Raw genomic sequence first — 25,766 nt, 5'->3', positions numbered from 1 at the left:
TTAACTAAATTTAGCTGCTGAGTTTTTTTATAAAAGCTTCTGAGACGCAAGGTGGCACAAATTTCGTCACATCACCGCCAAGTTTGGCGATTTCACGAATCATCGTTGACGAAATAAACGAGTAATTTTGTGACGGGGTTAAAAATACCGCTTCAAAGTTTTCATCAAGCTCGCGGTTCATATTCGCCAATTGAAACTCATACTCAAAGTCTGACATCGCACGCAAACCACGCAAGACTGCGGTGGCGTTTTTTTCACGCATAAAGTCGACCAACAACCCTTCAAAGCCAATCACCGACACTTGCGGTAAATCAGCAAATACCGTTTCGACCAAGGCAACACGCTCTTCAAAATCGAATAAAGGCTTTTTATGATGACCTGAGGCGACTGCAATGACCACCTCATCGAACAGTTTCGTTGCGCGTTTAACCAAGTCTACATGACCATTCGTAATGGGATCAAAGGTACCCGGGTATAAAATTTTAGTATGCAATTTTGAAGAAGTAGCAGAAGGGCTCATAACAGGGCTAATGTAGTTAATGATAATGACCCATATGCTAGCAAATTTTACTCAAACTTCATACTTATCTGCTACATTTGTCCTAACAGCCGATTTACCTTTTCGCTGTGCGCTTTGCTACAATAGTCGGTTCGACTCATCCCTTTTGCCATGCTTGATTTGCCGTGCTTGATATGACAAACCAGCATGACGAAAAAACTCTCTATATTTGAGGGTTAGGATGAGGAACAGTTAGACTGGGACAGTTTATACAAACAATGTATATTGCAGTCCTTACGGAGAAATTATGTCAAAAAAATCAAAAAAACCGGAAAATCAAATCTGTGCCAATAAAAAAGCTCGTCACGAGTATTTTATTGAAGAGACGTTTGAGGCAGGTCTATCGTTACAAGGTTGGGAAGTTAAGGCTATTCGTGCGGGCAAAATGACCATTACGGAGGCTTATATTATCTTCCGTAATAATGAGGCATTTTTATTTGGCGCTCATATTCAGCCGCTGCTCTCAAGCTCAACACATGTCAGTCCTGATAGCATTCGTACGCGTAAGCTGCTGCTCAATCGCCGAGAAATCGAAAAACTCATGGGTGCGGTCAATCAAAAAGGCTATGCTTGCGTGCCGTTATCTTGCTATTGGAAAAACTCTTTGGTGAAATGCCAAATTGCTTTAGCGCTAGGTAAAAAACAGCACGATAAACGTAAAACATTGAAAGACCGTGATTGGGAACGTGATAAGCAGCGCGGCTTTAAAAATGCCGACTAAATTCATTGGTTTAAGACTACTGTCTTAAATTAATTATTTTTAGCGCGATAAAAAAGGACGATGCAACTTATAAGGACGATGCAACTTATGCTGCATCGTCCTTTTTTTATTTGCATCACTTGTTGTCTGTATAAAGTACTAAGCTGCATGAGAAATTTTTGTCATTTTCGAGTGTTTATGAGCGCGGCGCAATTGACGAATACCATGCGCAATTAAGCAAGCAATTCCTAGCCAAATCAAGCCATAGCTATAAATCATCGCTGACTCAAAAGGATTGCCCAAAACGGTAATTGCTAAGATAAACAATAGCGCTGGCTCTATATAGCTCATCATACCGTAAACATTTACTGGCAGCATCTGACTGGCATCAACATTGGTTTTCATTGCCAGCACACTAAGCACACCTAGTCCTGCAAGCATCATAATAAAGAATTTTGAACCGCCAACCAAGCTTAGACTACTCGGTGCAAACAAAAATAAATAGGCTACAGCAAAAGGTACAAAGATGGTTAAATCGACCAACAAACCTGTAATAGCGCCAATACCTTGTAGGCGGCGTAAAATGTAGTAAATAGGATAAGTCCCACAAACCCAAAGCGTCGCCCAAGAAACACTTTGCGTGCGCACAATCTCACTGCCTACGCCGACAGCGGCAAAAGCAACGGCCAACCATTGTAGACGGCTTAACTTTTCACCAAAAAGAACACAGCCAAATATCACCATCATCAGTGGAAATAGAAAATAACCCATCGCGGTTTGTACGCCCTGACCATTGACTGGCGCCCACATAAACAGCCAAAACTGACTGAGAAATATCGGTATTGGCAATAATAGCCACGCCCACTGCTTAACGGTTTGGAGCGCCTTTAACTTATCAAGATGCAAACCCAAGCGCCCACTAATGAGCAAATATCCTATGAGTGCTGCCCACATTGCTAGCATCCGCCAGATAAAAACCTGCGTGCCAGATAGCGGCGCTAAAAAACTGCTATAGGTGTAAAGCACGCCAAACAATAGATTTGATAATATCGCTAACGCCACGCCCATTATCACTGTCCGTTGCTGAGCACTACCTGCTGTCCATATCGCAGGCAATGGCAGACGCGAAACCGTATTTTCTAACGTACTAGCAAAAACTTGAGATAGGGTTGAGTTGGACATGATAAGCACCGTAAATATAAATAGACGTTAGAAGCGTTAGCGATTATTTTTATTTTTGCTAACAGCAATTATTAACAAGCTTTGATTAATAGCCTCTATTTTACTAAGGTCTTATGAGATATTATTTCTATCTAACAGTTTCTTTGAATAAATTTATCTAAATTTCTACCAAAGTAATAATTTTTTCTTATATTTAGAGTTATAACGGTAATACTTATAATCGAATCTTAGAATAAAATCTTGAGTAACGATGTTTTTTTAGGAATGATATATTGTGAGCCACATTTTAGATAATACCGATAAAGCCATTTTAAACTTGCTACAGGACGATGCGACTTTGCCGCTAAAGGCCGTAGCAGAACGCGTGCACGTTTCTATCGCTACTGCCCAACGGCGCATTCAGGCATTAATAGATAACGGAATAATCACCAAACAAGTCGCTATCGTCGACCCAAATAAGGTCGGTTACGGGCTTACCGCGGTGGTAATGATAGAGATGTCGCGCTCAAATACCTCGATGCAGCATCGATTTGAGCGCTTGATGCATGAGCAACCGCGAGTAATGAGCTGCTATGAAGTGTCAGGAGATGCCGATTTTATGCTCATGGTCAATGCGAAAAACATGAATGACTATCACGAATTTACCCGTAATTTGCTGACTTACGAGAACAATGTGCGCAGCTTTAAAAGCCAGTTTGTGATGAACTTTACTAAGAGCGGCACTAAGATTTTGCTCGATTAATAATAGCTATAGACCCAATTCAATTTTTATCATCAATTATGAGTGGATAAGTGCTCTCTAAAACAGGTACGATAGCAACGAAAGTTTGGCATTAAATGCTAGATAAACCATCAACCGTATAGCAGACAAGGAAGCCTGATTATGAGTAAAAAGATACAGCCTATCGATACAAATAAGAATACTCAGACCCTATCAAAGTTATTAAATCCAAAAATTTTATTAACGGGTGCGTCACTTGCGGCATTGCTTGCCAGTTCGGGTTGCGCAACCAGCTCTTTATTAGAAGGTGATAATCACGTCAGCACCACCAGTAGCAAGCAAGTCTTATCTGAAGACCAAATTGTCGCCTTTGGTCGTCCTGCCCAAGCATTGCCAAAAACGCCAAATGCGACCATGGTTATCGTCGGTGAAAAGAACAGCTATGTGCTGACCCAAGGCGGGACGGAAATGATTGCCTTATTAAGCAATCTGACGCCAAAGAACATCCACGTTGATAATGACATGAGTTTTTCTGTACCCAATAACGATGGCTATTTTCAGGGTGAAATGAAGCTTTCTTATGCCAAATTAAAAGATGAGTTCCAACGCTCAGATTATCAATTCTTTTTGCAAAATAATGGCCGCGATTGTACTTCAGCCAGCGATCTACGTATCAACGCTCAGCGCTTTTGCTTTAGCGTTCCTGTCAAAGGTGCTATCTATCCACAAGTCAGTAATTTAAGCTTGATTCAATCTAATTACCGCGCTTTGAGCAAACCTTATATGGTCAGTTTTTATACTCAAAATCAGCAACAACAAGTGTCTCGTAGCGGTGCCAATACCGCTCAAAAGCTGGTGTTACTGCCTTTTGCCTTAGCCTTTGATGTTATTACCTTTCCCTTCCAACTATTAGAACAATAATTTCTACAATTAATAACGGCATCAATAGAGAAGGATTTTTTAACTTTTAATAATCCTTCTTTTATATAGATTACCTCACGCTATCAATAACTTATCGCTAATCCTTTATCAGCGTTTATCACATCCTGAGCGTAATTCATGTTAAAATGAGCGCTTTTAAATAAGCCGTTGTTAATGAATAACAATAACGGCTATTTTTTAGTGCCATTTTCTAATTAACAGGTCCGCTCATGTCTGCCGATACCATCGCCCGCACCGCCTTTAAACAAGGCACCAAACCACTTTACGACTACGACAAACATTGGGCGAGCTGCTACGAGCCCGCGCCTTATTTGCCAATGAGCCGCAAAGAGATGGACGATTTGGGCTGGGATGCCTGTGATGTCATCATCATCTCAGGCGATGCCTATGTCGACCATCCAAGCTTTGGCATGGCGATTATCGGACGCTTATTAGAAGCGCAAGGCTTTCGTGTCGGCATCATTGCCCAGCCAGATTGGAAGAGCAAAGACGCCTTTATGGAGCTTGGTAAACCGGTTTACGCGTATGGCGTGACCGCGGGCAACATGGACAGCATGATTAACCGCTATACCGCTGACCGCAAAATCCGTAGCGATGATGCATATTCGCCCGGTAACGTGGCTGACAAACGTCCTGACCGCGCTGCTATCGTTTATAGCCAGCGCTGCCGCGAAGCTTATCCCGATGTGCCGATTATTTTAGGTGGTATCGAAGGCAGCTTACGCCGTATCGCCCATTATGATTATTGGTCAGATAAAGTCCGCCGCAGTATCTTGATGGATGCCCGTGCCGATGTCTTGTTGTATGGTAATGCTGAGCGCGCCATCGTCGATGTGGTCCATGGTTTATCAAAAGGTTACAGCTTTGAGCAAATGAGTAGCTTACGTGGTACGTCATATCTATTGACCCCAACCCGTCGCCATTGGCAAGCGGGCATGGTGGAAGTTGCCAGTAATGATGTCGATACCGTTGGCCGCGTTGATCCGATTATTAACCCGTATGTGATGACTGAAGACGTTGACAGCTGCAAAATCGAACAAGAAAAGCCATCTGATTCACCCGTTGGGCAAGCACTTTCAGGAATGGCTTCACAATATCCGGGCTTCGTATCTGAGCCAGTGACCAATAAAATATTGAATGCTGACCAAGTCGATGAAGACACGCAAGTAGTGCAAATGCGCGGTTTCGACAAGCCGATGACTGCCCGTAAGCATAAAATTAAAATGCCAGCGCGTGAGCAAACGGTGATTCGCCTGCCTGATTATGAGCATGTCAAAGCTGACCCAGTTTTATACGCTCATGCCAACCGTATCTTGCACCTTGAAACCAATCCCGGTAATGCGCGTGCTTTGGTACAGCGTCATAGTAGCGGCGCTGGTAACTCGCACACCTCGATTGACGTTTGGCTCAATCCGCCACCGATTCCACTCTCAACCGAAGAGATGGATTACGTCTTTGACTTGCCGTACGCTCGTCTGCCGCATCCAAGCTATGGCGATGCGCGCATTCCTGCTTATGACATGATTAAATTTTCAGTCAATATCATGCGTGGCTGTTTTGGCGGTTGTACTTTTTGCTCGATTACCGAGCACGAAGGACGCATTATCCAAAACCGCTCAGAAGAGTCTATATTGCGCGAAGTCGAAGCGATTCGTGATACCGCGCCGAACTTTACCGGCGTCATCTCTGACCTTGGTGGTCCGACCGCCAATATGTATCGTCTCAACTGTAAAGATGAAACCATTGAAAAGAACTGCCGTAAGCCGTCTTGTGTTTATCCTGACGTTTGCGATAATCTGATTACCGATCACAGTAATTTGACCCAGCTATATCGTAAAGCGCGTGATATCAAAGGCGTGAAAAAAATCCTGATTGCGTCAGGTTTGCGTTATGACTTAGCGATTAAAGACCCTGAATATGTCAAAGAATTGGTGACCCATCACGTCGGTGGTTATCTAAAAATTGCCCCTGAGCATTCTGAAGAAGCGGTATTGTCAAAAATGATGAAGCCTGGCATGGGCAACTATGACAAATTCAAAGCCATGTTCGAGCAGTACAGCCAAGAGGCCGGTAAAGAGCAGTATCTGATTCCGTACTTTATCGCCGCTCACCCCGGCACTAGAGACGAGGACATGATGAATCTTGCGCTGTGGCTAAAAGGTCACGGCTACCGCGCTGACCAAGTTCAGGCGTTTTATCCTAGCCCGATGGCGACCGCGACCACCATGTACCATACCCATAAAGACCCGCTGCATAAAATCAGCCGTGACGAAGGTGATATGGATATCGTCAAATCTGGCAAACAGCGTAAATTGCATAAAGCCTTCTTACGCTATCACGACCCAAAAAACTGGGTAATGCTGCGTAAAGCGCTGCAAGATATGGGACGCAGTGATTTGATTGGTAAAGGTCGTGGCTGTTTAATACCGCCATTTAACGCCAGTTTAGAAGGTCGCGACGCCGCGCAAGACAGCTATCAATCGGCGCGTAAAAAGAATAGCCGCTTGGGTAATGACTCGGTGAAACGCAGCAACAATAGTCCTAGCGCTGCAAAAAACACCTCCAGCAACAATACTTTAGGTAAAAATAGCAAAAGAGTCAGCAAAGGCAACTTCCAAACTCAGCATACTGGTCTGCCACCGCGTAAGACCAAATAGGTTAAGTTACTGTCGACCCTTTTATGTCTTAACCATGCTCAAACCAAAGCGCCTATCGGCTCAGCAGTCGATAGGCGATTTTTTATATTTTTTATATTGATCTTGTTGGCTTAATTCTTTTTTGCATCACTGCCTACCTACTTGCCATTTGACTCATTTAAGCTTAGCTATTTTACAAAGGCTTTTAAGGGGAGCGTTACATTAGTCAGTGTTTAAGTAACTTAACGAACATGTAACAAACAATTTCTAACATTATCTAGAAAGGCTTTTCGTTAACATATGCGCTATATGCTTAACGCATCGTTAAAAAGCACATTATTAGAAAAAGCCCAGCCAAAAAAGCACATAAATTTTTTACACCTTTGGAGAAAACCATGAACACCCTAACTAAATTCGCTATTACCATACCTACTCTTGCTCTACTAAGCGCCTGTGCCACTACCGCACCTACTACCCCAAACAAAACCCCTGCTTCAGAAAGCGTAACCGATGTCGCTTATGATCGCATGGCACCAGCACCTTATACTTGTACTGATGGCAGCAAGATCTTGGCAAAGCAGTCAATCAATAAAAAACAAGTTATGCTAGACGCGACCTTACCTAAAGTGAACTGGGCAAATCAGCCAATCATCTTAAATGGCGGCGTCCAAGGTGATACGGCAAGCTATGTCAACGAATCAAACTCTGAAGTGGTCTATGCATGGCACATGAAAGAAGACAAAGGTATCTTTGCAATGAAATGGGCAAACGGTAAAGAATATCAAGTAAACTGTCAGGTAGGTAGATAATGATTTTGGTTTAATCGTTAATTGATAATGATAAACCTATCATTGTTAAACTTAGCATTATTATAAACAGTCATCATTTGATGGCTGTTTTTTTATCGCCAAAAATCAAACAGTATCATCGCTAATGCCTTGTTTAATAACTTACTTAATGCCTTTTTTCTTTTATATCAGTCGACTGTCATTCGTTATTAATAAGAAATCGCCTTTTGCAGCATTTAGCTAGAGAAGCACGTTAAAAGCTGTCAAAATAGTTCATCTATAAAAACAGCTCATGACCTACTAATAAAGAGAGTAACTCAATGATAAAGCGCTTATTAAGTATGATGATAATAGCTAGTGCAGGCATGATGACACTAACGGGCTGCGATAATAGCGCTGACAATTCTAATGGCACTGATAGCGTTGATAGCTCTGATAAAACCTCAGTCACAGCAGCGTCTGAGGCGGCAAAAGCTAACACCATTGATTGGTCACTGGTCGCAAGCGGCGAAAAAGCTGTTGACCGTACGAATTATAAATATCCATTTGCGCCTGATAGCCAAAATGTGCGCGATTATGCGGAATACTTTAAATTAGATAACGCCACTGCTCAGCACAACCTGACAATAAGCATGGCAAGCAATGAAGCGCTGTCAAAGGTGCTCGACCAGCTTAGCGAGAGCTATACCTCACATGAAATCATTGATAGTAAAGACATGAAGCTTGTCATTCATACCACGCCTGATGTCGCTGCCAGTAGCTATGATTATGTGCTGTCCGATGACTTTGCTAAAGGACTGGTATTGCCTATCGTGATTCAGCCAGATAGTAAGAAGGGTGAGGTTAAGGCGCATGGCGAGGTGGTGGAATAGAGAGTCTAATAGTTTAAATGTATGCTAGGAAAACTTACATCCTGCAGGGTATTCCTAACGCTAGCTATTCGATATCTAGCTAAAAAGTGTTTTCCTAAATTCCTTAACATATTTTCCTTTATGAAATTTCCAGCTAGGATTCTCATCAAATGCCTGCTCAAATAAATCCTTACTCATTGAGTGACCGAAGCTATGAAAAGTCATAACCAAAATCATATCATAGGCTCTGAATAACACTTTATTTATATCCGTAAACATTTTAGCTGATTCAAACCCAATTGTATTATTTCTCCCGTAGTTTTTCATTTGTTCGTCTATCTGTTTCTTTGATGGATGGACATAAGCACAAGCGTCATAAAAAAAATCTTTAACCTCACTTCGGAAAGTATTTTTTAAATCACCCAAGAATGGTGTTGAGTAGTCATCTATAATTTTTATTGATGAATTTGGAACACTATCTTTTAAGTACTCTGTTTTAGAGTCGAAACTACACCCCATTTTTGCATAATCAACGATTACATACTTAGTAGTCATTTCAATTAAATATCTAAGCTCTCTTCTAGCTGTATTATGAATGCCATTTTCAATCATTACCTTAATTCCAATAGCTGATTGAATCAAATCGTCAATAGTCCTTATACATAAGAAATTATCGTAAATATCTGCATATCTTGTTGAATACATTGAAATGAGCCTAACAGCATTGATAAAGTCCATTGAAATTGTTTGAATATTTTTTATTTCTTGCTGATATTGTTGAGAATCATAGACCTCATCTTTCCAATACGAGGTTTTAGTTAGAAAGGCCCGCTGTAATTCTTTTCTCAATTCTTCAATTAGATCTTCCATAGCTTAGATATCTCGCGTCATATTAATTGATGAATTTGGTCAGGTGGTAAGGTATGCTTCATGCACCACATAGATATAGATAGAACACTGAATTGAAATAATGTATCTCAAACACTATCTTACTTCTCAGTGGTATGTAAAAGAAGATTTTTATGTGTCAGATGAAAATACTGATCTTGTAAAATTCTAAGAAAATTACGTTAATAAATTAGAATAATATATTTTAAAAAGTGCGCAAAACGCATTATACGGCTTCTTTGCTAAATTAATAAGATGGGGTAAGCTACCGCTAACCCACCTTATCAATCAAAATTTAAGAGTTTTCTATCAACACCAAAAACTCTTCCTCACCCACCACTTTCACGCCTAGCTTTTCCGCCTTCACCATTTTCGAGCCAGCCTTATCGCCTGCCAGTAGCGCGGTGGTTTTTGCTGAGATGCTGCCTGAAACTTTGGCACCGAGTGCTTGTAGTTTGGCTTTGGCTTCATCACGCGCCATACTATCGAGCGCGCCAGTGATGACCCATGTTTGCCCATCGAGCGGCAAGCCTTCTGATGCTACTTGCTCGACTTTATCCCAATGCACGCCTGCTTCGCGCAGTGCGGTGATGACTTCAATATTATGCGGTGCACGGAAGAACTTATAAGTTAGCTCAGCGGTGATTGCACCGACGTCAGGCGTTTGCAGTAGTTTTTCGATATCCGCTGCCATGAGGCTATCGAGGTCACCAAATTGCTGCGCTAAATTCTGCGCCGTGGTTTCGCCAACACCGCGAATACCCAGCGCATAGATAAAGCGTGCGAGCGTCGTCTGCTTACTGGCTTCGATAGCGCTGAGGATGTTTTGTACCGATTTCTCCCCTAGTTTTTCAAGCGTAATCAGCTCTTCTTGATGTTTATGCAACTGATAAATATCGGCGACAGTCTTGACCAAACCGTGCTCAAAAAAGCTAATCAACCAACTTGCGCCTAAGCCATCGATATCCATCGCCCGACGTGAGACAAAATGAATAAGTGCTTCTTGCTGCTGTGCAGGGCAAAACAGTCCACCCGTACAGCGTGCTAAGGCTTCATCTTTGGGCAATACCACAGGTGAGTCGCACACCGGACAGGTCGATGGCAATTTAACAGGTTCTGAATCTGCTGGACGCTGATCTGTCCAAACTCGAGTGACTTTGGGAATGACGTCGCCTGCGCGGTGGACGCTGACCATATCGCCTGCACGCACATCTAAACGCTGAATCTCACCAAAGTTATGCAAGGTGACATTGCTGACAGTGACGCCGCCGACTTTCACGGGTTCTAATTTACCAACGGGCGTAATCGCGCCAGTGCGCCCAACTTGCCAATCGATGCTATGCAGACGCGTCATGACAGTTTCTGCCGGAAACTTATAAGCGGTTGCCCAACGCGGCTCACGCGATAAAAAACCAAGCTGCTGCTGCAATGCCAAACTATTGACCTTAATCACCATGCCATCAATTTCAAACGGCAACTTACTACGTGTTTCAATCATCGACTCATAATAGGCTTGTGCTTCGCGTGGGTTTTTTACCACTCTCACAGCGCTGACGCTAAAACCAATGTCACCGAGCCAAACCAATGCCGCTGATTGGGTGTCGATGGTCTCAGGTAGACCTTGATTGACTGAGTAGCAATAAAAAGCTAACGGACGGCTGGCAGCAATCGCTGGGTCAAGCTGACGCAGACTGCCAGCGGCAGCATTGCGTGGATTGGCAAAGGTTTTATCGCCCTTTTCCTCTGCAAGACGATTCAGACGCTCAAAACCTGCTTTGGGCATCAGCACTTCGCCGCGTACTTCTAACAGCTCAATATCAGCGGCAGCGGCTAGCCAAAGCGGTAAATTGCGAATGGTTTTGGCATTTTGGGTAATATCCTCGCCCGTTTGACCATCACCGCGTGTCACTGCTTGGGTAAATTTTCCATAAGCATATTTGAGTGACACTGCCAAACCATCTAGTTTTAGCTCCATCTCATATTCAGGATTTTTCTGCGCGTCATTAAGACGATCATTGACGCGGCGCATAAAGCCATGTAATTCGTCATAATCAAAAACGTTGCCCAGTGATAACATCGGAATATCATGAGTAACTTGAGTAAAGGCAGACAGTGGCATATCGCCGACTTGATTAATAGGGCTATCTGGCTGTACCAAATCTGGATATTGTTCTTCAAGCTCAAACAATGAGCGACGTAATTGATCGTATTCACTGTCTTCTAAGATCGGATTGTCGAGCACATAATAGGCATAATTATGCGTCTTTAAATTATCAATAAACGTGCGCATTTGGGTAACGATAGCAGCATTATTGTCTGCAGATTTTGCAGTATTGATGTCTTTATTAATGTCTTTAGAGGCAAGCGGTGCGATAGGATCAGTCATAGTCAGCGTCTTTTTTTTTGCGATTCAAGATGCCGATATGATAACAAGTTTGCAGGATATGCGGATATCATTTTGTAGAAAACTAATTCTGTTGAAAACTAATTCTGTTGAAAACCGATTCTGTTGAAAACCAAGTTTATAGAAAATCAGGCGAATGAAACGCACATAAACCAAAAGCTAAAAAAGGCAAATAACGTCAAGCGCTATTTGCCTTTTTCACTGCTATTAATATTACTTAGCTTATGTTAATCAGTTAAAACTAACCTTCATAATCGCGCACTTGGTTGCGTAGTTGTTGCTTGTATTCAGGGGTGATTGGATCATTCTCTTCATCTAGCATAACGGCGTCTAAATCGCTTGCCATCATATAAGCAATACTCATCATACTATCGAAGCTGCGCAAGGCTTGTGGATGTGGCAATGATAAAAATACCACTACACCATTATAATTATTGGTCGCCACGCTATGCGGATCAAAAGGTGCGATACCACTATCAGTGATGCCCATCATGCTAAACCACAGCATGCCTGTACCGTCTTTTTGCTCATAGCGATGGAACATATTCATCGCGCCATAACGCAGACCGTATTTATCAATTAACGCTAATAAATCGCGACCACGAATTACCGCAGCTGGACGGTCACGGTATTGGTGCGGCAAAATGGTGATATTGATATTGTCTTTAGCGTTAATTAATGGACCGTTTTGCGCATCATCAACCGGCTCTGAGAGATGCTGATCGAGTATCGGACTATTATTATCAAAGCTTGGCTCGTCTGCGGTATCAATCACTGGCATCAGACTGTCAGTAGCTGACATGAGGCTTGAAAATGCATCAGGCTCTTGCTCGATATGCATGTGTTCAGCTACTTCCGTGAACTCGCTGTTGTCAGTGCGCTGCTGTTCGTCCTGCCAGCGTGCATAGTCGGCGTCATCTATCATGCCACTACTATCATCATTAATATCATGGCGGGCAGCCGTTAGCTGGGCATCGACAGGGCTATGCGCTTGCGTCAAAGGCTCTTCTTCAACGACGGCATTAAGATAACTGCGATCAGGGGCGATACTGGTTTCGCCTGCGACCGTATCATCCAAGTCTGGCTGCTCGACGATATTACGCTCATGACGCGGAATAATGGGAATACCATTTTTATCATAATTGACCGCGGCAGCCTCAGCAGTTTTGCGCCGTTTAAAGCTGCGAATGACCATAAATAGCCCTGCAAGCACGATAAATGCGGCAATGGCGATCAAGATAAACTGGATAGCGGTCATGAGAAATACATCCTAATATATGACAAAAGGGAATAGATAAGAGGGAATAAATGGCAATAGTCTAGCATGGCTAATGAATATCGTCACCATATAGTCATCGTTTATCATTAGCCCCAAATACTTGACTGACTACTTACGTGACTTTAAATTCTAGACCTAACTATACCACTGACAATCGCTTGCAGTTATTAATTATTTTGCTACTGTGCGCTGCTCTTAATCAGAAAGGTAACGCGCCGCCTCGTCAAGCGAGACGCTAACCAAAGTAGAAATGCCCGCGCTTGGCATGGTGACGCCTTTTAATTCATCAGCAATCTGCATCGTCAGCTTATTATGACTGATAAAGATAAACTGCAAATCGTCTGCTAACTCGTGAATAAGACTGGTAAAGCGGGCGACGTTGGCGTCATCAAGCGGTGCATCGACTTCATCGAGCACACAAAACGGCGCTGGATGCTGCTTAAATATCGCAAAAATTAAGCTCAGCGCGGTCAAGGTTTTCTCACCACCTGACAGTACAGCGAGGCGACTATTACGCTTGCCCTTTGGCTGTGCCATTAAAGTCAGCCCTGCACGCCACTGTTCTGATTTTGGCGCATTAATAGGTATATCATCAGTATTTAGCGTTAAGCTTGCTTGCCCACCGCCAAAAACTTTGGCAAATAAATTGGCAAGCTCGTTATTGACCGCATCGAGCGTCTGCATAAATAGGGTTTTGGTGGTTTCATCAATCGAGGCAATCGCTTCCGTTAACGTCTGCATACTGGCAGCAATATCGGCTGTCTGCTGCGCGAGTGGTTCTAAGCGCTCATTAACTTCAGCCAGTTCTGCTACAGCAGCGAGATTGACCGCGCCAACTTTACCCAGCTGCTGCTCAAGCTTAATACGTTCAGACTCAAACTCAGCAATTTTATCTGGACGCACACGACGATCATGAGCAATAAAATCTGCCAATAAATTTGAGACGCTCATCACTTGTTCCTGATGCTGCGACACCTCCGATTGCACTTTATATTTATGGCTGACTTTATAATAGGCATCTAGTGCTTCTTGGGTATGATTACTCGCATCCTCTAATCGCGCCGCGCTTAATGCTAACTCGGTAGCAAGATGGGCAAGCTCACTTTGTTGATTTTGCAAAGTATTTTGCAAAGTATCTAACTCGACCTGTTGCTGACTATATTCCTTTTTAAGCGCCGTTAATGCTTCCTCGCGTGTCGTTAATACAACCTGCTGCTCATCACGCGCTGTCTGTGTTATCTGCAATTCGGCTTGCAGTGCTGGCAATTTATTTTGCTGCTGTTCATGCTGCGCTTTTAGACTTTGCTCACTTTGTAGTGATTTTTCATATTGCTCGGTTGCCCGCGCAAGACTACTCAAGCTGTGTTCTAAGCCCATCTCGATTTTTTGAATACGAAGCTGCAAAGCTTGCCAAGCATCATCATCCGTCTGCCGCGCGCGATTTAGTTCACTACGCTCGGACTGCAATTGCTGACTTAATGCACGAGCATCCGCTATCTGTGGCGTTAATAATGCTATCTTGCTTTGGATATGTTGCTGCTCTTGATTGAGCGTTTGCTGCTCTTGCGCAAGCTCTTGCTGCTCTTGTTCAAGGGCAACTTTGTCAGCATTGAGGCGTTGGCTATCCGCTTGGATGCGCTCAACATTGGCGCGCTCGGTGGTCAGCTTTTGCTGATATTGGTGTTTATCACGGGTCAATTGCTGCGCTTGCGCGCGCGTTTCTTCTAAGCTGACCGTCAAGGCATCATAGTTACGCTGGTTATCAGCAATCACCTTTTGCTGGTCTTGTATTTTGACCTCAAACTCATCAAGCAACGCTTCTAACGCTTGCAGACGGCTACGTTGCTGTAAGCGCTGGCTTAAGAATTGACTATTGCTCCCATTTTGCGCATTAGCAAACTTGCTGAGATTTATCGTACCTTGACGACTGATAAGCCAACCGTCAGTCGTTAGTAAAATAGCTGATGATGGCAATACTTTTAAAATATCAGTGAGCAATTCAAGTGTTTGCTGATTATTCGTTTCAGATTGCACAATATATAAATAGCATTGCTGCCAAAGCGCTAAGTGAGGGGCAGTAATCAGCTCTGATAAAGGAAATACTTTATCAATTAAGCTATCTGGCAATTCGCTAACAAATGAATGGTCTCTAATCTCACTTTGCTTAGCAGATAACCATAAGCTATGACCAGTTTCTATTGAAGAATTCTCTTGTCTATTACTACGCTCATTTTGTGCAGTCTGATAAGTCAATAAATCTGTTAAGTCATATTCAAGCACTTGCCATAAGCTATTTATCTTTTGAGAGTCATCATTAGTTTTCTCATCACTCAATTGGCTAGAAACCAGCACATGACTATCTAGCCATAACGCCAATACGCTATCGAGTAATTCTGCGTGCTGCTGCCCTTTTGTGCTTAGTTCAATCTGTTCACGTAAGGTGGTAATGGCTAATTCTAATTCGTTAGAGCTATTTACAGAGTCATTGACGTGGCTACTTTCTAAATCAGCTTTTAAATTGTCAGTTCCTGAAATAGATGCTTGCTGTTGCGATTTTGGTAGTGGCTTAGGATGCAATATCTTATGTAGCGTATCGTACTCACCTGCCAATACCGCGTGACGTTTTTCATCCTCGCTTAACTCGCGCTGCTGCGTGTTTAGACGCTGCTGTAACTCATGCGCTTGCGGTTGTAGCTCAGACAGTCGTTCATCGATACTATCTTGTTGGCGTTCAATCTGCTGCAACTGTTTATTAAGCTCAGTAACTTGCGTCTCTAACGTCTGCTTTAAGTTTTTTGCATCCGTTGGCGATTGTCCATCAGTACTATTATTCAGAGATACAGACTGTTGTAATTGCTGCCATAAATCCTGCCAATTTTGCTGGCGGCGCTGCCATTTCTCATGATTTTGCTGCTGGCGTTTTTGCGCTTGGTTATTGATGGCTTGCTGCTGTTCTAGCGAGCGAGCAGTATCTTGCAGCCTTGATAGCTGATTTTGCGCGTCATGGTAAGCGCGCTGCAATGGTTGCTCGTTGCGTTTGTGCGATTCACGTTTGTTGCTAAGTTCAATCAGCTGCGGACGCAACTCTGCTAATATATTCTGCTGCTCAGCTTGCTCAGTTTTTAAGCGCTCAATTTCAGTCACGGCTTGCTGACGCTGCTGCTCTAAGCTCGTAAGTTGCTGTGCGATAACGTTTAATTGTGATTTGGCATCGCTAAGCTCATGCTCAGCTTGTTGATAGCTTAGCTGCTGCTGATAATGGTTGCTTTGAGCATCGTCTTTGAGCCACTGCTCTTGGTTGATATGGGCAGCAAGCTTATCTTGTTTAGCTTTTAGCGTTTCATAGCTCGTTTGTAGTGTGGCGACCTCATTAGCGCTGCGTTCATAAGCTATTTTTTGCTGCTGCTGATTATGCTTAGCTTGATATAACTGCTGAATGGCAAGTTGCTGCTTGATATCAGCAAGCGTTACCGCTATTTCCTCATAACGCTCAGCACTGGCCGCTTGCTTAGATAATCGTTTTTGTTGGCTGACCAGCTCGCTTTGCATATCGTGCAGACGGGCTAAATTATCTTGAGTTTTCTCGAGCTTCTTTTGCGTTTCTTCACGGCGCGCTTGATAGCGAGAAACGCCAGCCGCCTCTTCGATAAACTCACGCAGCTGCAGCGGGCTAGATTCAACAATACGCCCAATCATACCTTGCTCGATGACCGCATAACTGCGCGCGCCAAGCCCCGTTCCCAAAAACACATCGACCACATCACGGCGACGACAGCGCGTACCATTGATGAAATAATCCGAGCGCCCTTCCTTGTTGACCTGACGGCGTACAGACAGCTCTTGATAGAGATTAAACTCATGGCGAATACCGGTCTGCTCATCTTGCGTATGTTCAAAAGTCAGCTCGACACTGGCAACACTTTTGGCCGCTTTATCTTGCGTACCGGCGAAGATAACATCACTCATCGCCCCACCACGCAGCTGCTTAGCAGAGGTTTCGCCTAACACCCAACGAATGGCATCGATGACGTTGGATTTGCCGCAGCCGTTTGGCCCGACAATGGCGGTAATGCCATGGCGAAAGGTAAAAGTCGTAGGATTGGCAAAGGATTTAAAGCCTGCCAGCTTGAGAGATTTTAGACGCATGAAGAATCGATAAACTTAGCAAAAACAGGCGGCTATTCTACCTGAAATTGGGCTAGGTTTTTAGGGTTTGTGAAGGATGCTATAATAGGGCTGAAAATTTGCACCATTCATCTAAATAATAACAATTAAGGGCCTTACAATGACCGATTATAATCCGCAAGAATTACAGCAAAAATATGAAGAATGGTGTGAGCTGCATCGTCAACAGCTTGAGGCGCAGCAGCAATTTTTGCGCGCTGAAGCCTTGCAAAATGAGTTGAAAGATTACTACCTCAACCCGCAATGGATGACAGACCGTGAAGCGGATCTGCCCATTGAGCATTCGGGTAAAGAGTACTCTATCTTTAGTGAAGATGCGCTGTGGAGTATGCTCAGCGACCATGATGAAGTAGCAAGAAAGTGGATGCGTTTGGGGCTTGATGCGATTGATAAGAAGTAATCATCTCAAGCTTTCATCTGCTCTGATTAAAAATACTATATTAGAGGCTGTCATATGAAGGATATAACTAACTAAATACTCAGGTATCTCTCTAACTTCATTGGCAGCACCATGACCTGCCAATTTATTACGAGCAGTAGGAACACCTGAAGTTAAAGTATTTTTCAACGACTTAAAATACTGTTGCCAAAACTCGGGAACTAATCCCGATTGCATGAGTCGACCTGTAAGCTCGTCAGCGGTTGCATTAGGGCTATACTCCCATTTATTTTTATCTAGAATAATTTTTAATGTACTTTCATATGCTTTAAGACAGTCTATTAAGGCTTCACTATACCTTTCATGGCGATAGTGTTCATGTGCTTTTAAAAATTCTGCTTGTGCACCTTTATATGTTGGATTACTCAATAACTGTAAAGCAGGTTTAACCGCTTCAGCATGGATAAACTCAGAATCTACTCTAATGATTTGACCATTCTCGTATTGATAACCTATCCCATGTTCACTAAATCTTTGATTAAGTTCATTTATAACATCCTCAATATCGATTTTGTTTCGATAATCTTTAGCAAAAAGCTTGGTAATCCCTAACATTAATTCGATAATGCTTAGCGCTTTTTCAACATCTTTCTCTCTTAAAAAATAATTAGAAATATTTTTAAAGTAGCTAATGGTTACTCCAAACGAAGTATCGTCCTCGCCCAACTCAAATACACCTAATTCCTTACACAAAATATTATAGCATTTTTCAACATATTTCCGATTTTCACTACTTGGGTTCCATTGTCCTCCTGAAAAATCTTCGCCTATTGATTCTTTCCAGAGGTGCACTATTTGCACTCTAATAGTTTGAGACAGCTCCTCATCTTGGTAAACATCAGGATATTCGCCTCGAAGCTTCTTCTGCCTTTTATGAAATAAATCAAAAACAGCCATTTTTAATCCTTAATTGTTAATAATACTTTCCATAAAAGATGATTTTTACAACACCCCAAGCCCACTTAACAATAGCTGCCCACCTGCAAATAATAGCAACACCCCAAAAGCACGTTTAAGCGTTAGCGCAGGCAATACATGGGCAAGCTTAGCGCCAACTTTTGCCATTGCAAAGCTAGCGACGGAAATAAATAAGAAACCCGTAATATGGACAAAGCCTATCGTGCCCTCGGGTAGATTGACCACGTCTTGACCAAACCATGCAAACCCTGCCGCGCCAGCCAATGCGATCGGCAAGCCACAAGCTGCTGAAGTGCCGACCGATTGTTTCATCGGCAATCCCGCCCAGTTTAAAAACGGTACGGTCAAACTACCGCCGCCAATTCCAAAAATAGACGATGCCATACCAATGCCCGTACCCGCGCCAAATTGCACGCCAGCTGATGGTAATGGTTTACCTAACTGCTCTTTATTAGAAAAGAACAACATCTTTAAAGCGACTAATAACGCGCCAATACCGATGATAGCTTGCAATACTTTACCATCAATCATATCAGCAATACCCGCCCCAACGAGGCTACCGATAACCAAACCCAACGCCATTTTGCGCCATACTTCCCAGCGTACACCGCCACGCTTATTGTGCGCAGTCAACGAGCTAATAGAAGTTACTACGATAGTCGCCAGTGACGTGCCGATTGCCAGATGAGTTACCACTTCTGGTGGAAAATGATAGGCAGTAAAAATCCATACCAAAGCAGGCACGATAATCATGCCACCGCCTACGCCAAATAGACCTGCGCTAACCCCAGCAAATGCCCCTGCAATCACAAACCACACATACAACATCATAGCGCTACCTTTTATTATGGCTGTTTTTATATGATAATAACTAACGCCTTCACGTCATTAGTATCCAAGTCGTGACAATGTTGCCGATGGCTATCATTCTTAACAATCGCGTTAGTATATCAAAAGCGATAACAAAGACTCTATCAAACATTATATGAACCACAGCGACTAAATTTATGCCGTTACCTATATCTATGCCGTCACCAACCAATCCATCTGTCCATTTATCTGAGCTTACCCATCGTCACGTCACTAGCAGCGCTTCTACCAATAGCGAGCTGATAGAAGCGGTACAGGATGGTACGCTGAACGCCACGGAATTGCATCTATTAACGGCTGAGTCCCAAAGCGCAGGACGGGGGCAGCGAGGACGCTCATGGCAATCACCGCGCGGCAATGTGTATCTGTCCTTATATCATCCAGTGCATATGCCGATAAGCGGTTTGTTGTCCTTAGTTATCGGCGTTGAACTGGCAAAAATGCCTGTTATCCAAATCTTAAATAAGCAATTACGCGTACAAGGTTTAACGCCTATTGGCGTAAAATGGGCCAATGACTTGGGCTTTTATCAAAACCCACCTAAATCAGATGACGCTGAACTGCATACGCAAATTATTCAATTTAATAAGCTTGCTGGTATTTTAATTGAACCGGTATGGAAGGCAGGAAAATTGGTTGGTGTGGTGATGGGGGTTGGACTCAATGTACAAGCCACTCCAAAGCTGACGGCAGAAACTTGCGAAGGAATGAGTTATCAAGCGATCAGCTTACAAGATATTTACCATGTGCTGGAATCAGATAATACTAATAGCCTACCGACCTTACAAACGCTTTATCAGCAAATTAGTGAGGCATTACTAGCAGCGATGACGCGCTTTGAGCACTTTGATATAGAGAAGCCGACCGGACATACCTATTATTTGGATAGATTTTTGCAAGAGTTTGCGACGATGGATGCACTAGCAGATCTGCGATTACAGGTCACTCAAGACCATGATGATAAAGCGCATGTGGTCACCGGAGACGCCTGCAGTATTGATACAAACGGATGTTTGCAATTGCGTCAAGATAACGGTAAGATTTCTGCGCTTTTTACCGGACGCATTGACGTTACTAATAAGGCTTAAATTAAAGACCCAACGGGCACTATATAAAGGGATTTTTATGCTCTGGTTAGATCTGGGAAACACCCGTCTTAAATACTGGCTGACCGACGATATCGGGCAGATAGTCGCGCATGATGCCAAGCAACATTTGCAAGCGCCAGCAGAATTACTTATGGGTCTGACCGATCGCTTTGAGCGTTATGCACCTGACTTTATCGGTATCTCATCAGTGCTAGGCGATGATCTCAATGCTAAAGTTTCAGAGACTTTAAGTCGCCTTAACATCCCGTTTGAATTTGTCCATGTCGATGCCAATTATCCGCTGATGAAAAGCGCTTATAATGAAGAGCAGCTCGGCTGTGATCGTTGGCTGCAGATGCTGGGCGCGGTGGACAAAACCAAACGTCAATGTGTGATAGGCTGCGGTACAGCGGTGACCATTGATTTGATTGACCACGCTGAGCATTTAGGCGGTTATATTTTCCCTAGCATCTACCTGCAGCGTGAGTCACTATTTTCTGGTACCAAGCAAATCACCATCTCTAACGGCACTTTTGATAGTGTCAGTCAGGGCATTACCACGCAAGATGCGGTACATCGCGGCATATTACTATCTATCGTTGGCGCGATAAACGAGATTAGCCATCGCCATCCCAACTTTGAAGTCATTATGACCGGTGGCGATGCAGCCATTATCGCCCAACACGTTAATCGCCCAGTGCGTATCCGTGATGATTTATTATTAAATGGTCTGGCACGCTATTTTGACCATAGTAAACAGGCATAATTCCTTAAAAGTCTTTATAAAACAGAACCAAAAAAGCAGTACGCTTAAAACGTACTGCTTTTTTGTTATAACTAATACCTAAATACTTTTACCTAAATATTTTCTATTTCGTCTCGTTAAATAGCTCACGACCAACCAACATACGGCGAATTTCACTGGTACCTGCGCCGATTTCATACAGCTTGGCATCACGCCAGTAGCGACCAAGTGGATACTCATTAGTATAGCCATTACCACCAAAGATTTGAATGCCCTCGCCTGCCATCCAAGTGGCTTTTTCAGCACACCATAAAATGACACTGGCGCAATCTTTACGTACTTCTCGGCTATGACCGGCGCCGCGTTTGTCTAGCATATCGAGGTTTTTACCAACGGTATATAAAAAGCTGCGCCCTGCTTGCAAAATGGTATACATGTCGGCCACTTTACCTTGGATAAGCTGGAACTCACCAATCGCTTGCCCAAACTGCTTACGGTCGTGGATATAAGGCACGACATTGTCCATTACCGCTTGCATGATACCGATAGGACCGGCGGCTAATACTGCGCGCTCATAATCGAGACCACTCATCAGTACCTTAACGCCTTCGTTGAGGCCGCCTAAGATATTTTCTTTGGGTACTTCAACATTGTTAAAGGTCATCTCACCCGTATGGCTACCGCGCATGCCAAGTTTGTCGAGCTTTTGCGCCGTGCCAAAGCCTTCCATGCCTTTTTCAACGATAAAAGCGGTCATGCCTTTGCCGCCAAGCTCTGGATTGGTCTTAGCATATACCACCATTACGTCAGCATCAGGACCATTGGTAATCCACATTTTGCTACCATTTAGCACATAATAACCGTCTTTCTCTTCGGCTTTCAGCTTCATACTAACGACATCTGACCCAGCGCCAGTTTCACTCATGGCGAGTGCACCGATAAACTCACCGCTGATAAGTTTTGGCAGATACTTTTGTTTTTGAGCGTCACTGCCATTACGTTTAATTTGGTTGATACACAGATTTGAATGCGCACCATAGCTCAGCGCTACAGAGGCAGAGGCACGGCTAATCTCTTCCATCGCGACCATATGTGCGACGTAACCCATATCAGAGCCGCCGTACTCTTCGGGAACGGTGATGCCATGTAGACCAATCTCGCCCATTTTTTGCCACAAATCCATTGGGAAATCGTCGCTGCTGTCAATCTCGGCAGCACGTGGGGCAATTTCTTTTGCCGCAAACTGCTGCACCATATCACGTAAGGCATCGATATCTTCGCCAAGCTGAAAATTCAATCCAGGTAAACTCATAACCATTCCTTGTATTTTGATGTTTTAAATCTTGAATTTTGATTTATTTTTTAAAGTAACATTCGTTAAGCCTGACGCTTATTAATTAACGCACGAGCCACGCTTGAACCATTGCGACGACCTAGAAACTCACTAATACGCTCGCCAGCTATGACCAGCTTATCTAAATCAATGCCGGTGCTGATGCCCATACCATGCAGCATATAGACGACGTCTTCAGTGGCGACATTACCTGTTGCACCTTTGGCGTATGGACAACCACCAAGCCCCGCCACTGAGGTATCAAATTCACTGACCCCCATTTGTAAGGCGGCTAAGGTATTACTGACTGCTTGACCATAGGTGTCATGAAAATGTCCTGATAGCATGCTGATATCGGCGTACTCCAGTGCGGCTTGCAGCGCGCGCTGTACCCTGAGCGGCGTACCTACGCCAATGGTATCGGCAATGCCAATCTGCTCTGAGCCTATTTCAACCAAACGTTTAGTGACATAAGCCACTTGGCTTGGGTCAATCTCGCCTTCATAGGGGCAACCGACCGTACAAGAGATAACGCCTCGCACTTTGATACCTTGTGCTTTTGCAGCGGCAGCAACAGGCGCGAAACGCTCAATACTCTCATCGATACTACAGTTGATATTCTTTTGGCTAAAGGTTTCGCTTGCAGAGCCAAAGATAACGATTTCATCAGGACGATGCATGATGGCATTTTCAAAACCGCGCATATTGGGCACTAATACCGAATAGCAAACGTCCGCATGGCGTGTGGGCGCCAATGCTTCTAGCAGCGCGCGATTATCACCCATTTGCGGCACCCATTTGGGCGATACAAAGCTAGTCGCCTCAAGCTTTTTGACACCTGCTGCGATTAAATCATCGATAAGCCTTTGCTTAACCGCCGTTGGTACCGTCATGGCTTCATTTTGTAAGCCATCACGTGGACTGACATCGACGATGGTGACGTGTTCTGGGTACGAGTGATTCATGCTTATTATCCTTTTTATCATTCACCTTTCAGTTATCAGCTTTCACTGTCGATGCGCAGCAACTCATCACCATCGGCAACCAAGTCACCGGCGACAAATAACAATTCTGCCACCACACCATCAGTCGGGGCGGTAATGGTATGTTCGATTTTCATTGCTTCGATAACCGCAAGTGGCTCGCCTTTTTTCACGCTATCGCCAACGGCAACTTTAAACGCAACGACCTGACCTGGCATTGGTGATTTTAAACTGCCAACCGCCGCACTCTCTTCGCCGACGTGCGCCATGATATCGATCAGCGTAATTTCGTCACGACCGCTATCGGTGAACACATAGACGGTCTCATTATGTACCCAGCTTTGGGCACTGATACGTGCCTCATCTAACCATAACGTATGATTGTGTGCATCACTACTGGCATAACTCACTTGCCCTTCATAAACCCTTGCTGTTTGGGCGGCTACATTAGCATTGCTATTCTCTTGAGTGTGAGCGATTTCTTTTTCAATGACCAGCGTAAAGCTACTCAGATTTTCAGCAGCTTTTTTGCCGTCAGAACAACTTGCATTGTGCCAATGACTAATACGAGCAGTGTAAGATTGCTCATCGTAAACCAGGCCAAACGATCTTGTGTAGTCGCTATAAGCACGGAAACCCGTCGGTTTGCTAAACGGATCTGACCCTTGCGTTGTCGCTTCACTGGCAAGCTGCTGAGCAATGGCTGTCACAGCAAGCGTCGATAATTTAAGCGGATGCTGATTAAAGAGCTCATCATGCTCACGCTCAATCAATGCCGTATCAAGATTGGCCTGCCTAAACGACTCGGTATTTATAATGTAGCGCAAAAATGCGACGTTATTTGGCAGACCGACGATGCGCGTTTGAGCGAGTGCACGGTCAAGTTTGGCTAATGCTTGCTCGCGCGTGGGCGCATGAACGATGAGCTTTGCAATCATCGAGTCATAGAACGGACTGATCACATCGCCTTCGCGTACGCCGTCATCGATACGCACGTCTGCGCTGTTCTTATCTATGGCGAAAGTACTATGCTCAGGCTTCTGATAAGTAAATAAAGTACCTGTCGCTGGTAAAAAACCATTATCAGGGTTTTCAGCACAAATACGTGCCTCAATCGCATGACCATTAATCGCTAGCTCTTCTTGTTTTTTCGGCAATGGCAAACCTGCCGCAACCAATAGCTGCCATTCGACCAAATCCACCCCAGAGATGGCTTCACTAACCGGATGCTCAACTTGCAGACGGGTATTCATCTCCATAAAATAAAAGTTCATAGAACCCGCGCGTTGCTCAACGATAAACTCGACCGTGCCTGCACCAAAATAATTGACTGCACGTGCCGCTTCAATGGCAGCAGTGCCCATTGCTTCACGCATCGCCGCGTCAACACCCGGTGCTGGCGCTTCTTCTAATACTTTTTGATGGCGACGCTGTACCGAGCAATCTCGCTCAAACAGATGCACATAATTGCCATGGGTATCACCAAATACTTGGATTTCGATATGACGTGGTTTTAGGGCGTATTTTTCAATCAGTACTTGATCATTACCAAAACTGGTAATTGCTTCGCGGCGACATGAGTCTAGTAGGTCAATAAAATCGCTGCTTTGCTCGACGATACGCATGCCTTTACCACCACCGCCGGCACTGGCTTTAATCAATACGGGGTAGCCGATGCTGTCTGCTTGCTGCTGTAAGAATTCTGCTTCTTGGTTTTCACCGTGATAGCCAGGTATCAGTGGCACGCCAGCCGCTTCCATCAGGCGCTTAGACTCAGATTTTCCGCCCATGGCGCGAATAGCGTCAGCCGATGGACCAATAAATACCAAACCAGCATCTTGGCAAGCTTGCGCAAAATCCGCATTTTCACTTAAAAAACCATAACCTGGATGAATCGCTTGTGCGCCAGTTGCTTTGGCAATCGCAATGATAGCATCGCCCTTGAGGTAGCTATCTTTAGGCGCCGAACCACCCAAATAAACAGCCTCATCACAGACAGCGACATGCTTAGCCTCACGGTCAGCATCAGAATAAACAGCAACGGTACTTACGCCCAAACGCTTGGCAGTCGCGGCAACTCGGCAAGCAATTTCACCACGGTTGGCGATTAGAATTTTAGAAAACATAACTATCCCTGTGTCTTGTCATTTTTATCGTTTTTTACATTGATAAATAATAAAAATATATGCTGATGTTCACATACGACTGGTTTAAATTAAATGGTATTTATTGTTAATTTATCGTCTATTTGCCGA

20 protein-coding genes are annotated in these 25,766 nt (G+C 43.9%); 9 read left to right on the top strand and 11 right to left on the bottom strand.

Annotated features, from left to right (window positions below; all coding sequences use genetic code 11):
• Positions 1 to 10: 10 nt before the first annotated feature.
• A complete protein-coding gene (coaD, locus tag JMX13_RS04845) occupies positions 11 to 520 on the bottom strand; it encodes a pantetheine-phosphate adenylyltransferase (protein WP_201610221.1) in 510 nt (169 codons plus the stop codon).
• Between the two features lie 286 nt (positions 521 to 806).
• On the opposite strand from coaD, the gene smpB reads away from it, so the two are divergent.
• The gene (gene smpB / locus JMX13_RS04840) at positions 807 to 1,280 is read left to right on the top strand and encodes an SsrA-binding protein SmpB (RefSeq protein WP_201610213.1); all 474 of its coding nucleotides are present in this window, start codon (positions 807 to 809) and stop codon (positions 1,278 to 1,280) included.
• Positions 1,281 to 1,418: 138 nt separating this feature from the next.
• Here smpB and rarD read toward each other — a convergent pair whose 3' ends face one another.
• Entirely contained in the window at positions 1,419 to 2,441 is a 1,023-nt protein-coding gene (rarD, locus tag JMX13_RS04835; RefSeq protein ID WP_201610206.1) for an EamA family transporter RarD, read from the bottom strand.
• Between the two features lie 274 nt (positions 2,442 to 2,715).
• Between rarD and JMX13_RS04830 the strand changes: the two genes are divergently transcribed.
• The 5 genes from JMX13_RS04830 to JMX13_RS04810 all read left to right on the top strand — a co-directional run bounded on the left by JMX13_RS04830 (position 2,716) and on the right by JMX13_RS04810 (position 8,400).
• A complete protein-coding gene (locus JMX13_RS04830) occupies positions 2,716 to 3,183 on the top strand; it encodes an Lrp/AsnC family transcriptional regulator (protein ID WP_201610203.1) in 468 nt (155 codons plus the stop codon).
• A 141-nt stretch (positions 3,184 to 3,324) separates the two neighbouring features.
• Positions 3,325 to 4,083, top strand: coding sequence for a hypothetical protein (locus JMX13_RS04825; protein ID WP_201610201.1), 759 nt, complete (start codon positions 3,325 to 3,327; stop codon positions 4,081 to 4,083).
• Positions 4,084 to 4,313: 230 nt separating this feature from the next.
• Positions 4,314 to 6,761 carry a YgiQ family radical SAM protein gene (locus JMX13_RS04820; protein WP_201610199.1) on the top strand — a complete coding sequence of 816 codons (2,448 nt, stop codon included), beginning with the start codon at positions 4,314 to 4,316 and terminating at the stop codon, positions 6,759 to 6,761.
• A gap of 374 nt (positions 6,762 to 7,135) precedes the next feature.
• The gene (locus JMX13_RS04815; protein WP_201610197.1) at positions 7,136 to 7,549 is read left to right on the top strand and encodes a hypothetical protein; all 414 of its coding nucleotides are present in this window, start codon (positions 7,136 to 7,138) and stop codon (positions 7,547 to 7,549) included.
• A gap of 320 nt (positions 7,550 to 7,869) precedes the next feature.
• Complete coding sequence (locus JMX13_RS04810; RefSeq protein WP_227686220.1) at positions 7,870 to 8,400, top strand: hypothetical protein; 531 nt, start codon at positions 7,870 to 7,872, stop codon at positions 8,398 to 8,400.
• Positions 8,401 to 8,475: 75 nt separating this feature from the next.
• Here JMX13_RS04810 and JMX13_RS04805 read toward each other — a convergent pair whose 3' ends face one another.
• From JMX13_RS04805 to JMX13_RS04790, 4 genes are all read right to left on the bottom strand, one after another.
• Positions 8,476 to 9,249, bottom strand: coding sequence for a hypothetical protein (locus tag JMX13_RS04805; protein ID WP_201610193.1), 774 nt, complete (start codon positions 9,247 to 9,249; stop codon positions 8,476 to 8,478).
• A gap of 313 nt (positions 9,250 to 9,562) precedes the next feature.
• A complete protein-coding gene (gene ligA / locus JMX13_RS04800) occupies positions 9,563 to 11,653 on the bottom strand; it encodes an NAD-dependent DNA ligase LigA (RefSeq protein ID WP_201610191.1) in 2,091 nt (696 codons plus the stop codon).
• A gap of 259 nt (positions 11,654 to 11,912) precedes the next feature.
• Positions 11,913 to 12,929 carry a cell division protein ZipA C-terminal FtsZ-binding domain-containing protein gene (locus tag JMX13_RS04795; protein ID WP_201610189.1) on the bottom strand — a complete coding sequence of 339 codons (1,017 nt, stop codon included), beginning with the start codon at positions 12,927 to 12,929 and terminating at the stop codon, positions 11,913 to 11,915.
• A gap of 216 nt (positions 12,930 to 13,145) precedes the next feature.
• The gene (locus JMX13_RS04790; protein ID WP_201610187.1) at positions 13,146 to 17,096 is read right to left on the bottom strand and encodes an AAA family ATPase; all 3,951 of its coding nucleotides are present in this window, start codon (positions 17,094 to 17,096) and stop codon (positions 13,146 to 13,148) included.
• 139 nt (positions 17,097 to 17,235) lie between these two features.
• Between JMX13_RS04790 and JMX13_RS04785 the strand changes: the two genes are divergently transcribed.
• On the top strand, positions 17,236 to 17,535 hold the full coding sequence (locus JMX13_RS04785) for a DUF4298 domain-containing protein (RefSeq protein WP_201610185.1): 300 nt from the start codon (positions 17,236 to 17,238) through the stop codon (positions 17,533 to 17,535).
• On the opposite strand, the gene JMX13_RS04780 is transcribed toward JMX13_RS04785, so the two are convergent.
• Positions 17,536 to 18,471 (bottom strand): STM4504/CBY_0614 family protein, encoded by a 936-nt coding sequence (locus tag JMX13_RS04780; RefSeq protein ID WP_201610183.1) that lies wholly within the window; start codon positions 18,469 to 18,471, stop codon positions 17,536 to 17,538.
• Between the two features lie 45 nt (positions 18,472 to 18,516).
• Positions 18,517 to 19,320, bottom strand: coding sequence for a sulfite exporter TauE/SafE family protein (locus JMX13_RS04775; RefSeq protein WP_201610410.1), 804 nt, complete (start codon positions 19,318 to 19,320; stop codon positions 18,517 to 18,519).
• Positions 19,321 to 19,499: 179 nt separating this feature from the next.
• Here JMX13_RS04775 and JMX13_RS04770 point away from each other — a divergent pair, with 179 nt between their 5' ends.
• Both JMX13_RS04770 and JMX13_RS04765 read left to right on the top strand, forming a co-directional pair.
• Positions 19,500 to 20,450, top strand: a complete 951-nt coding sequence (locus JMX13_RS04770; RefSeq protein WP_201610181.1) for a biotin--[acetyl-CoA-carboxylase] ligase — start codon at positions 19,500 to 19,502, stop codon at positions 20,448 to 20,450.
• Between the two features lie 37 nt (positions 20,451 to 20,487).
• A complete protein-coding gene (locus tag JMX13_RS04765) occupies positions 20,488 to 21,216 on the top strand; it encodes a pantothenate kinase (RefSeq protein ID WP_201610178.1) in 729 nt (242 codons plus the stop codon).
• Between the two features lie 103 nt (positions 21,217 to 21,319).
• On the opposite strand, the gene JMX13_RS04760 is transcribed toward JMX13_RS04765, so the two are convergent.
• The 3 genes from JMX13_RS04760 to JMX13_RS04750 form a co-directional block, all read right to left on the bottom strand.
• Positions 21,320 to 22,507, bottom strand: coding sequence for an isovaleryl-CoA dehydrogenase (locus JMX13_RS04760; protein ID WP_201610176.1), 1,188 nt, complete (start codon positions 22,505 to 22,507; stop codon positions 21,320 to 21,322).
• 65 nt (positions 22,508 to 22,572) lie between these two features.
• Positions 22,573 to 23,493: a hydroxymethylglutaryl-CoA lyase gene (locus JMX13_RS04755; RefSeq protein WP_201610174.1), complete on the bottom strand. Its 921-nt coding sequence runs from the start codon at positions 23,491 to 23,493 to the stop codon at positions 22,573 to 22,575.
• 35 nt (positions 23,494 to 23,528) lie between these two features.
• Entirely contained in the window at positions 23,529 to 25,637 is a 2,109-nt protein-coding gene (locus tag JMX13_RS04750) for an acetyl/propionyl/methylcrotonyl-CoA carboxylase subunit alpha (protein ID WP_201610172.1), read from the bottom strand.
• Positions 25,638 to 25,766: the final 129 nt, after the last annotated feature.

The sequence above is a fragment of the Psychrobacter immobilis genome, assembly GCF_904846285.1.
GTDB classification, from domain to species: Bacteria; Pseudomonadota; Gammaproteobacteria; order Pseudomonadales; family Moraxellaceae; genus Psychrobacter; species Psychrobacter immobilis_D.
The sequence above is the reverse complement of the archived record's forward strand: the minus strand, read 5'-3'. Positions and strand labels throughout refer to the sequence as shown.

What these genes read in the sequence shown, in the direction of transcription:
- coaD (WP_201610221.1), bottom strand. Translation starts at nt 520, where the DNA reads ATGAGCCCTTCTGCTACTTCTTCAAAATTGCATACTAAAATTTTATAC.
- smpB (WP_201610213.1), top strand. Translation starts at nt 807, where the DNA reads ATGTCAAAAAAATCAAAAAAACCGGAAAATCAAATCTGTGCCAATAAA.
- rarD (WP_201610206.1), bottom strand. Translation starts at nt 2,441, where the DNA reads ATGTCCAACTCAACCCTATCTCAAGTTTTTGCTAGTACGTTAGAAAAT.
- JMX13_RS04825 (WP_201610201.1), top strand. Translation starts at nt 3,325, where the DNA reads ATGAGTAAAAAGATACAGCCTATCGATACAAATAAGAATACTCAGACC.
- JMX13_RS04820 (WP_201610199.1), top strand. Translation starts at nt 4,314, where the DNA reads ATGTCTGCCGATACCATCGCCCGCACCGCCTTTAAACAAGGCACCAAA.
- JMX13_RS04815 (WP_201610197.1), top strand. Translation starts at nt 7,136, where the DNA reads ATGAACACCCTAACTAAATTCGCTATTACCATACCTACTCTTGCTCTA.
- JMX13_RS04810 (WP_227686220.1), top strand. Translation starts at nt 7,870, where the DNA reads ATGATGATAATAGCTAGTGCAGGCATGATGACACTAACGGGCTGCGAT.
- JMX13_RS04805 (WP_201610193.1), bottom strand. Translation starts at nt 9,249, where the DNA reads ATGGAAGATCTAATTGAAGAATTGAGAAAAGAATTACAGCGGGCCTTT.
- ligA (WP_201610191.1), bottom strand. Translation starts at nt 11,653, where the DNA reads ATGACTGATCCTATCGCACCGCTTGCCTCTAAAGACATTAATAAAGAC.
- JMX13_RS04795 (WP_201610189.1), bottom strand. Translation starts at nt 12,929, where the DNA reads ATGACCGCTATCCAGTTTATCTTGATCGCCATTGCCGCATTTATCGTG.
- JMX13_RS04790 (WP_201610187.1), bottom strand. Translation starts at nt 17,096, where the DNA reads ATGCGTCTAAAATCTCTCAAGCTGGCAGGCTTTAAATCCTTTGCCAAT.
- JMX13_RS04785 (WP_201610185.1), top strand. Translation starts at nt 17,236, where the DNA reads ATGACCGATTATAATCCGCAAGAATTACAGCAAAAATATGAAGAATGG.
- JMX13_RS04780 (WP_201610183.1), bottom strand. Translation starts at nt 18,471, where the DNA reads ATGGCTGTTTTTGATTTATTTCATAAAAGGCAGAAGAAGCTTCGAGGC.
- JMX13_RS04775 (WP_201610410.1), bottom strand. Translation starts at nt 19,320, where the DNA reads ATGTTGTATGTGTGGTTTGTGATTGCAGGGGCATTTGCTGGGGTTAGC.
- JMX13_RS04770 (WP_201610181.1), top strand. Translation starts at nt 19,500, where the DNA reads ATGCCGTTACCTATATCTATGCCGTCACCAACCAATCCATCTGTCCAT.
- JMX13_RS04765 (WP_201610178.1), top strand. Translation starts at nt 20,488, where the DNA reads ATGCTCTGGTTAGATCTGGGAAACACCCGTCTTAAATACTGGCTGACC.
- JMX13_RS04760 (WP_201610176.1), bottom strand. Translation starts at nt 22,507, where the DNA reads ATGAGTTTACCTGGATTGAATTTTCAGCTTGGCGAAGATATCGATGCC.
- JMX13_RS04755 (WP_201610174.1), bottom strand. Translation starts at nt 23,493, where the DNA reads ATGAATCACTCGTACCCAGAACACGTCACCATCGTCGATGTCAGTCCA.
- JMX13_RS04750 (WP_201610172.1), bottom strand. Translation starts at nt 25,637, where the DNA reads ATGTTTTCTAAAATTCTAATCGCCAACCGTGGTGAAATTGCTTGCCGA.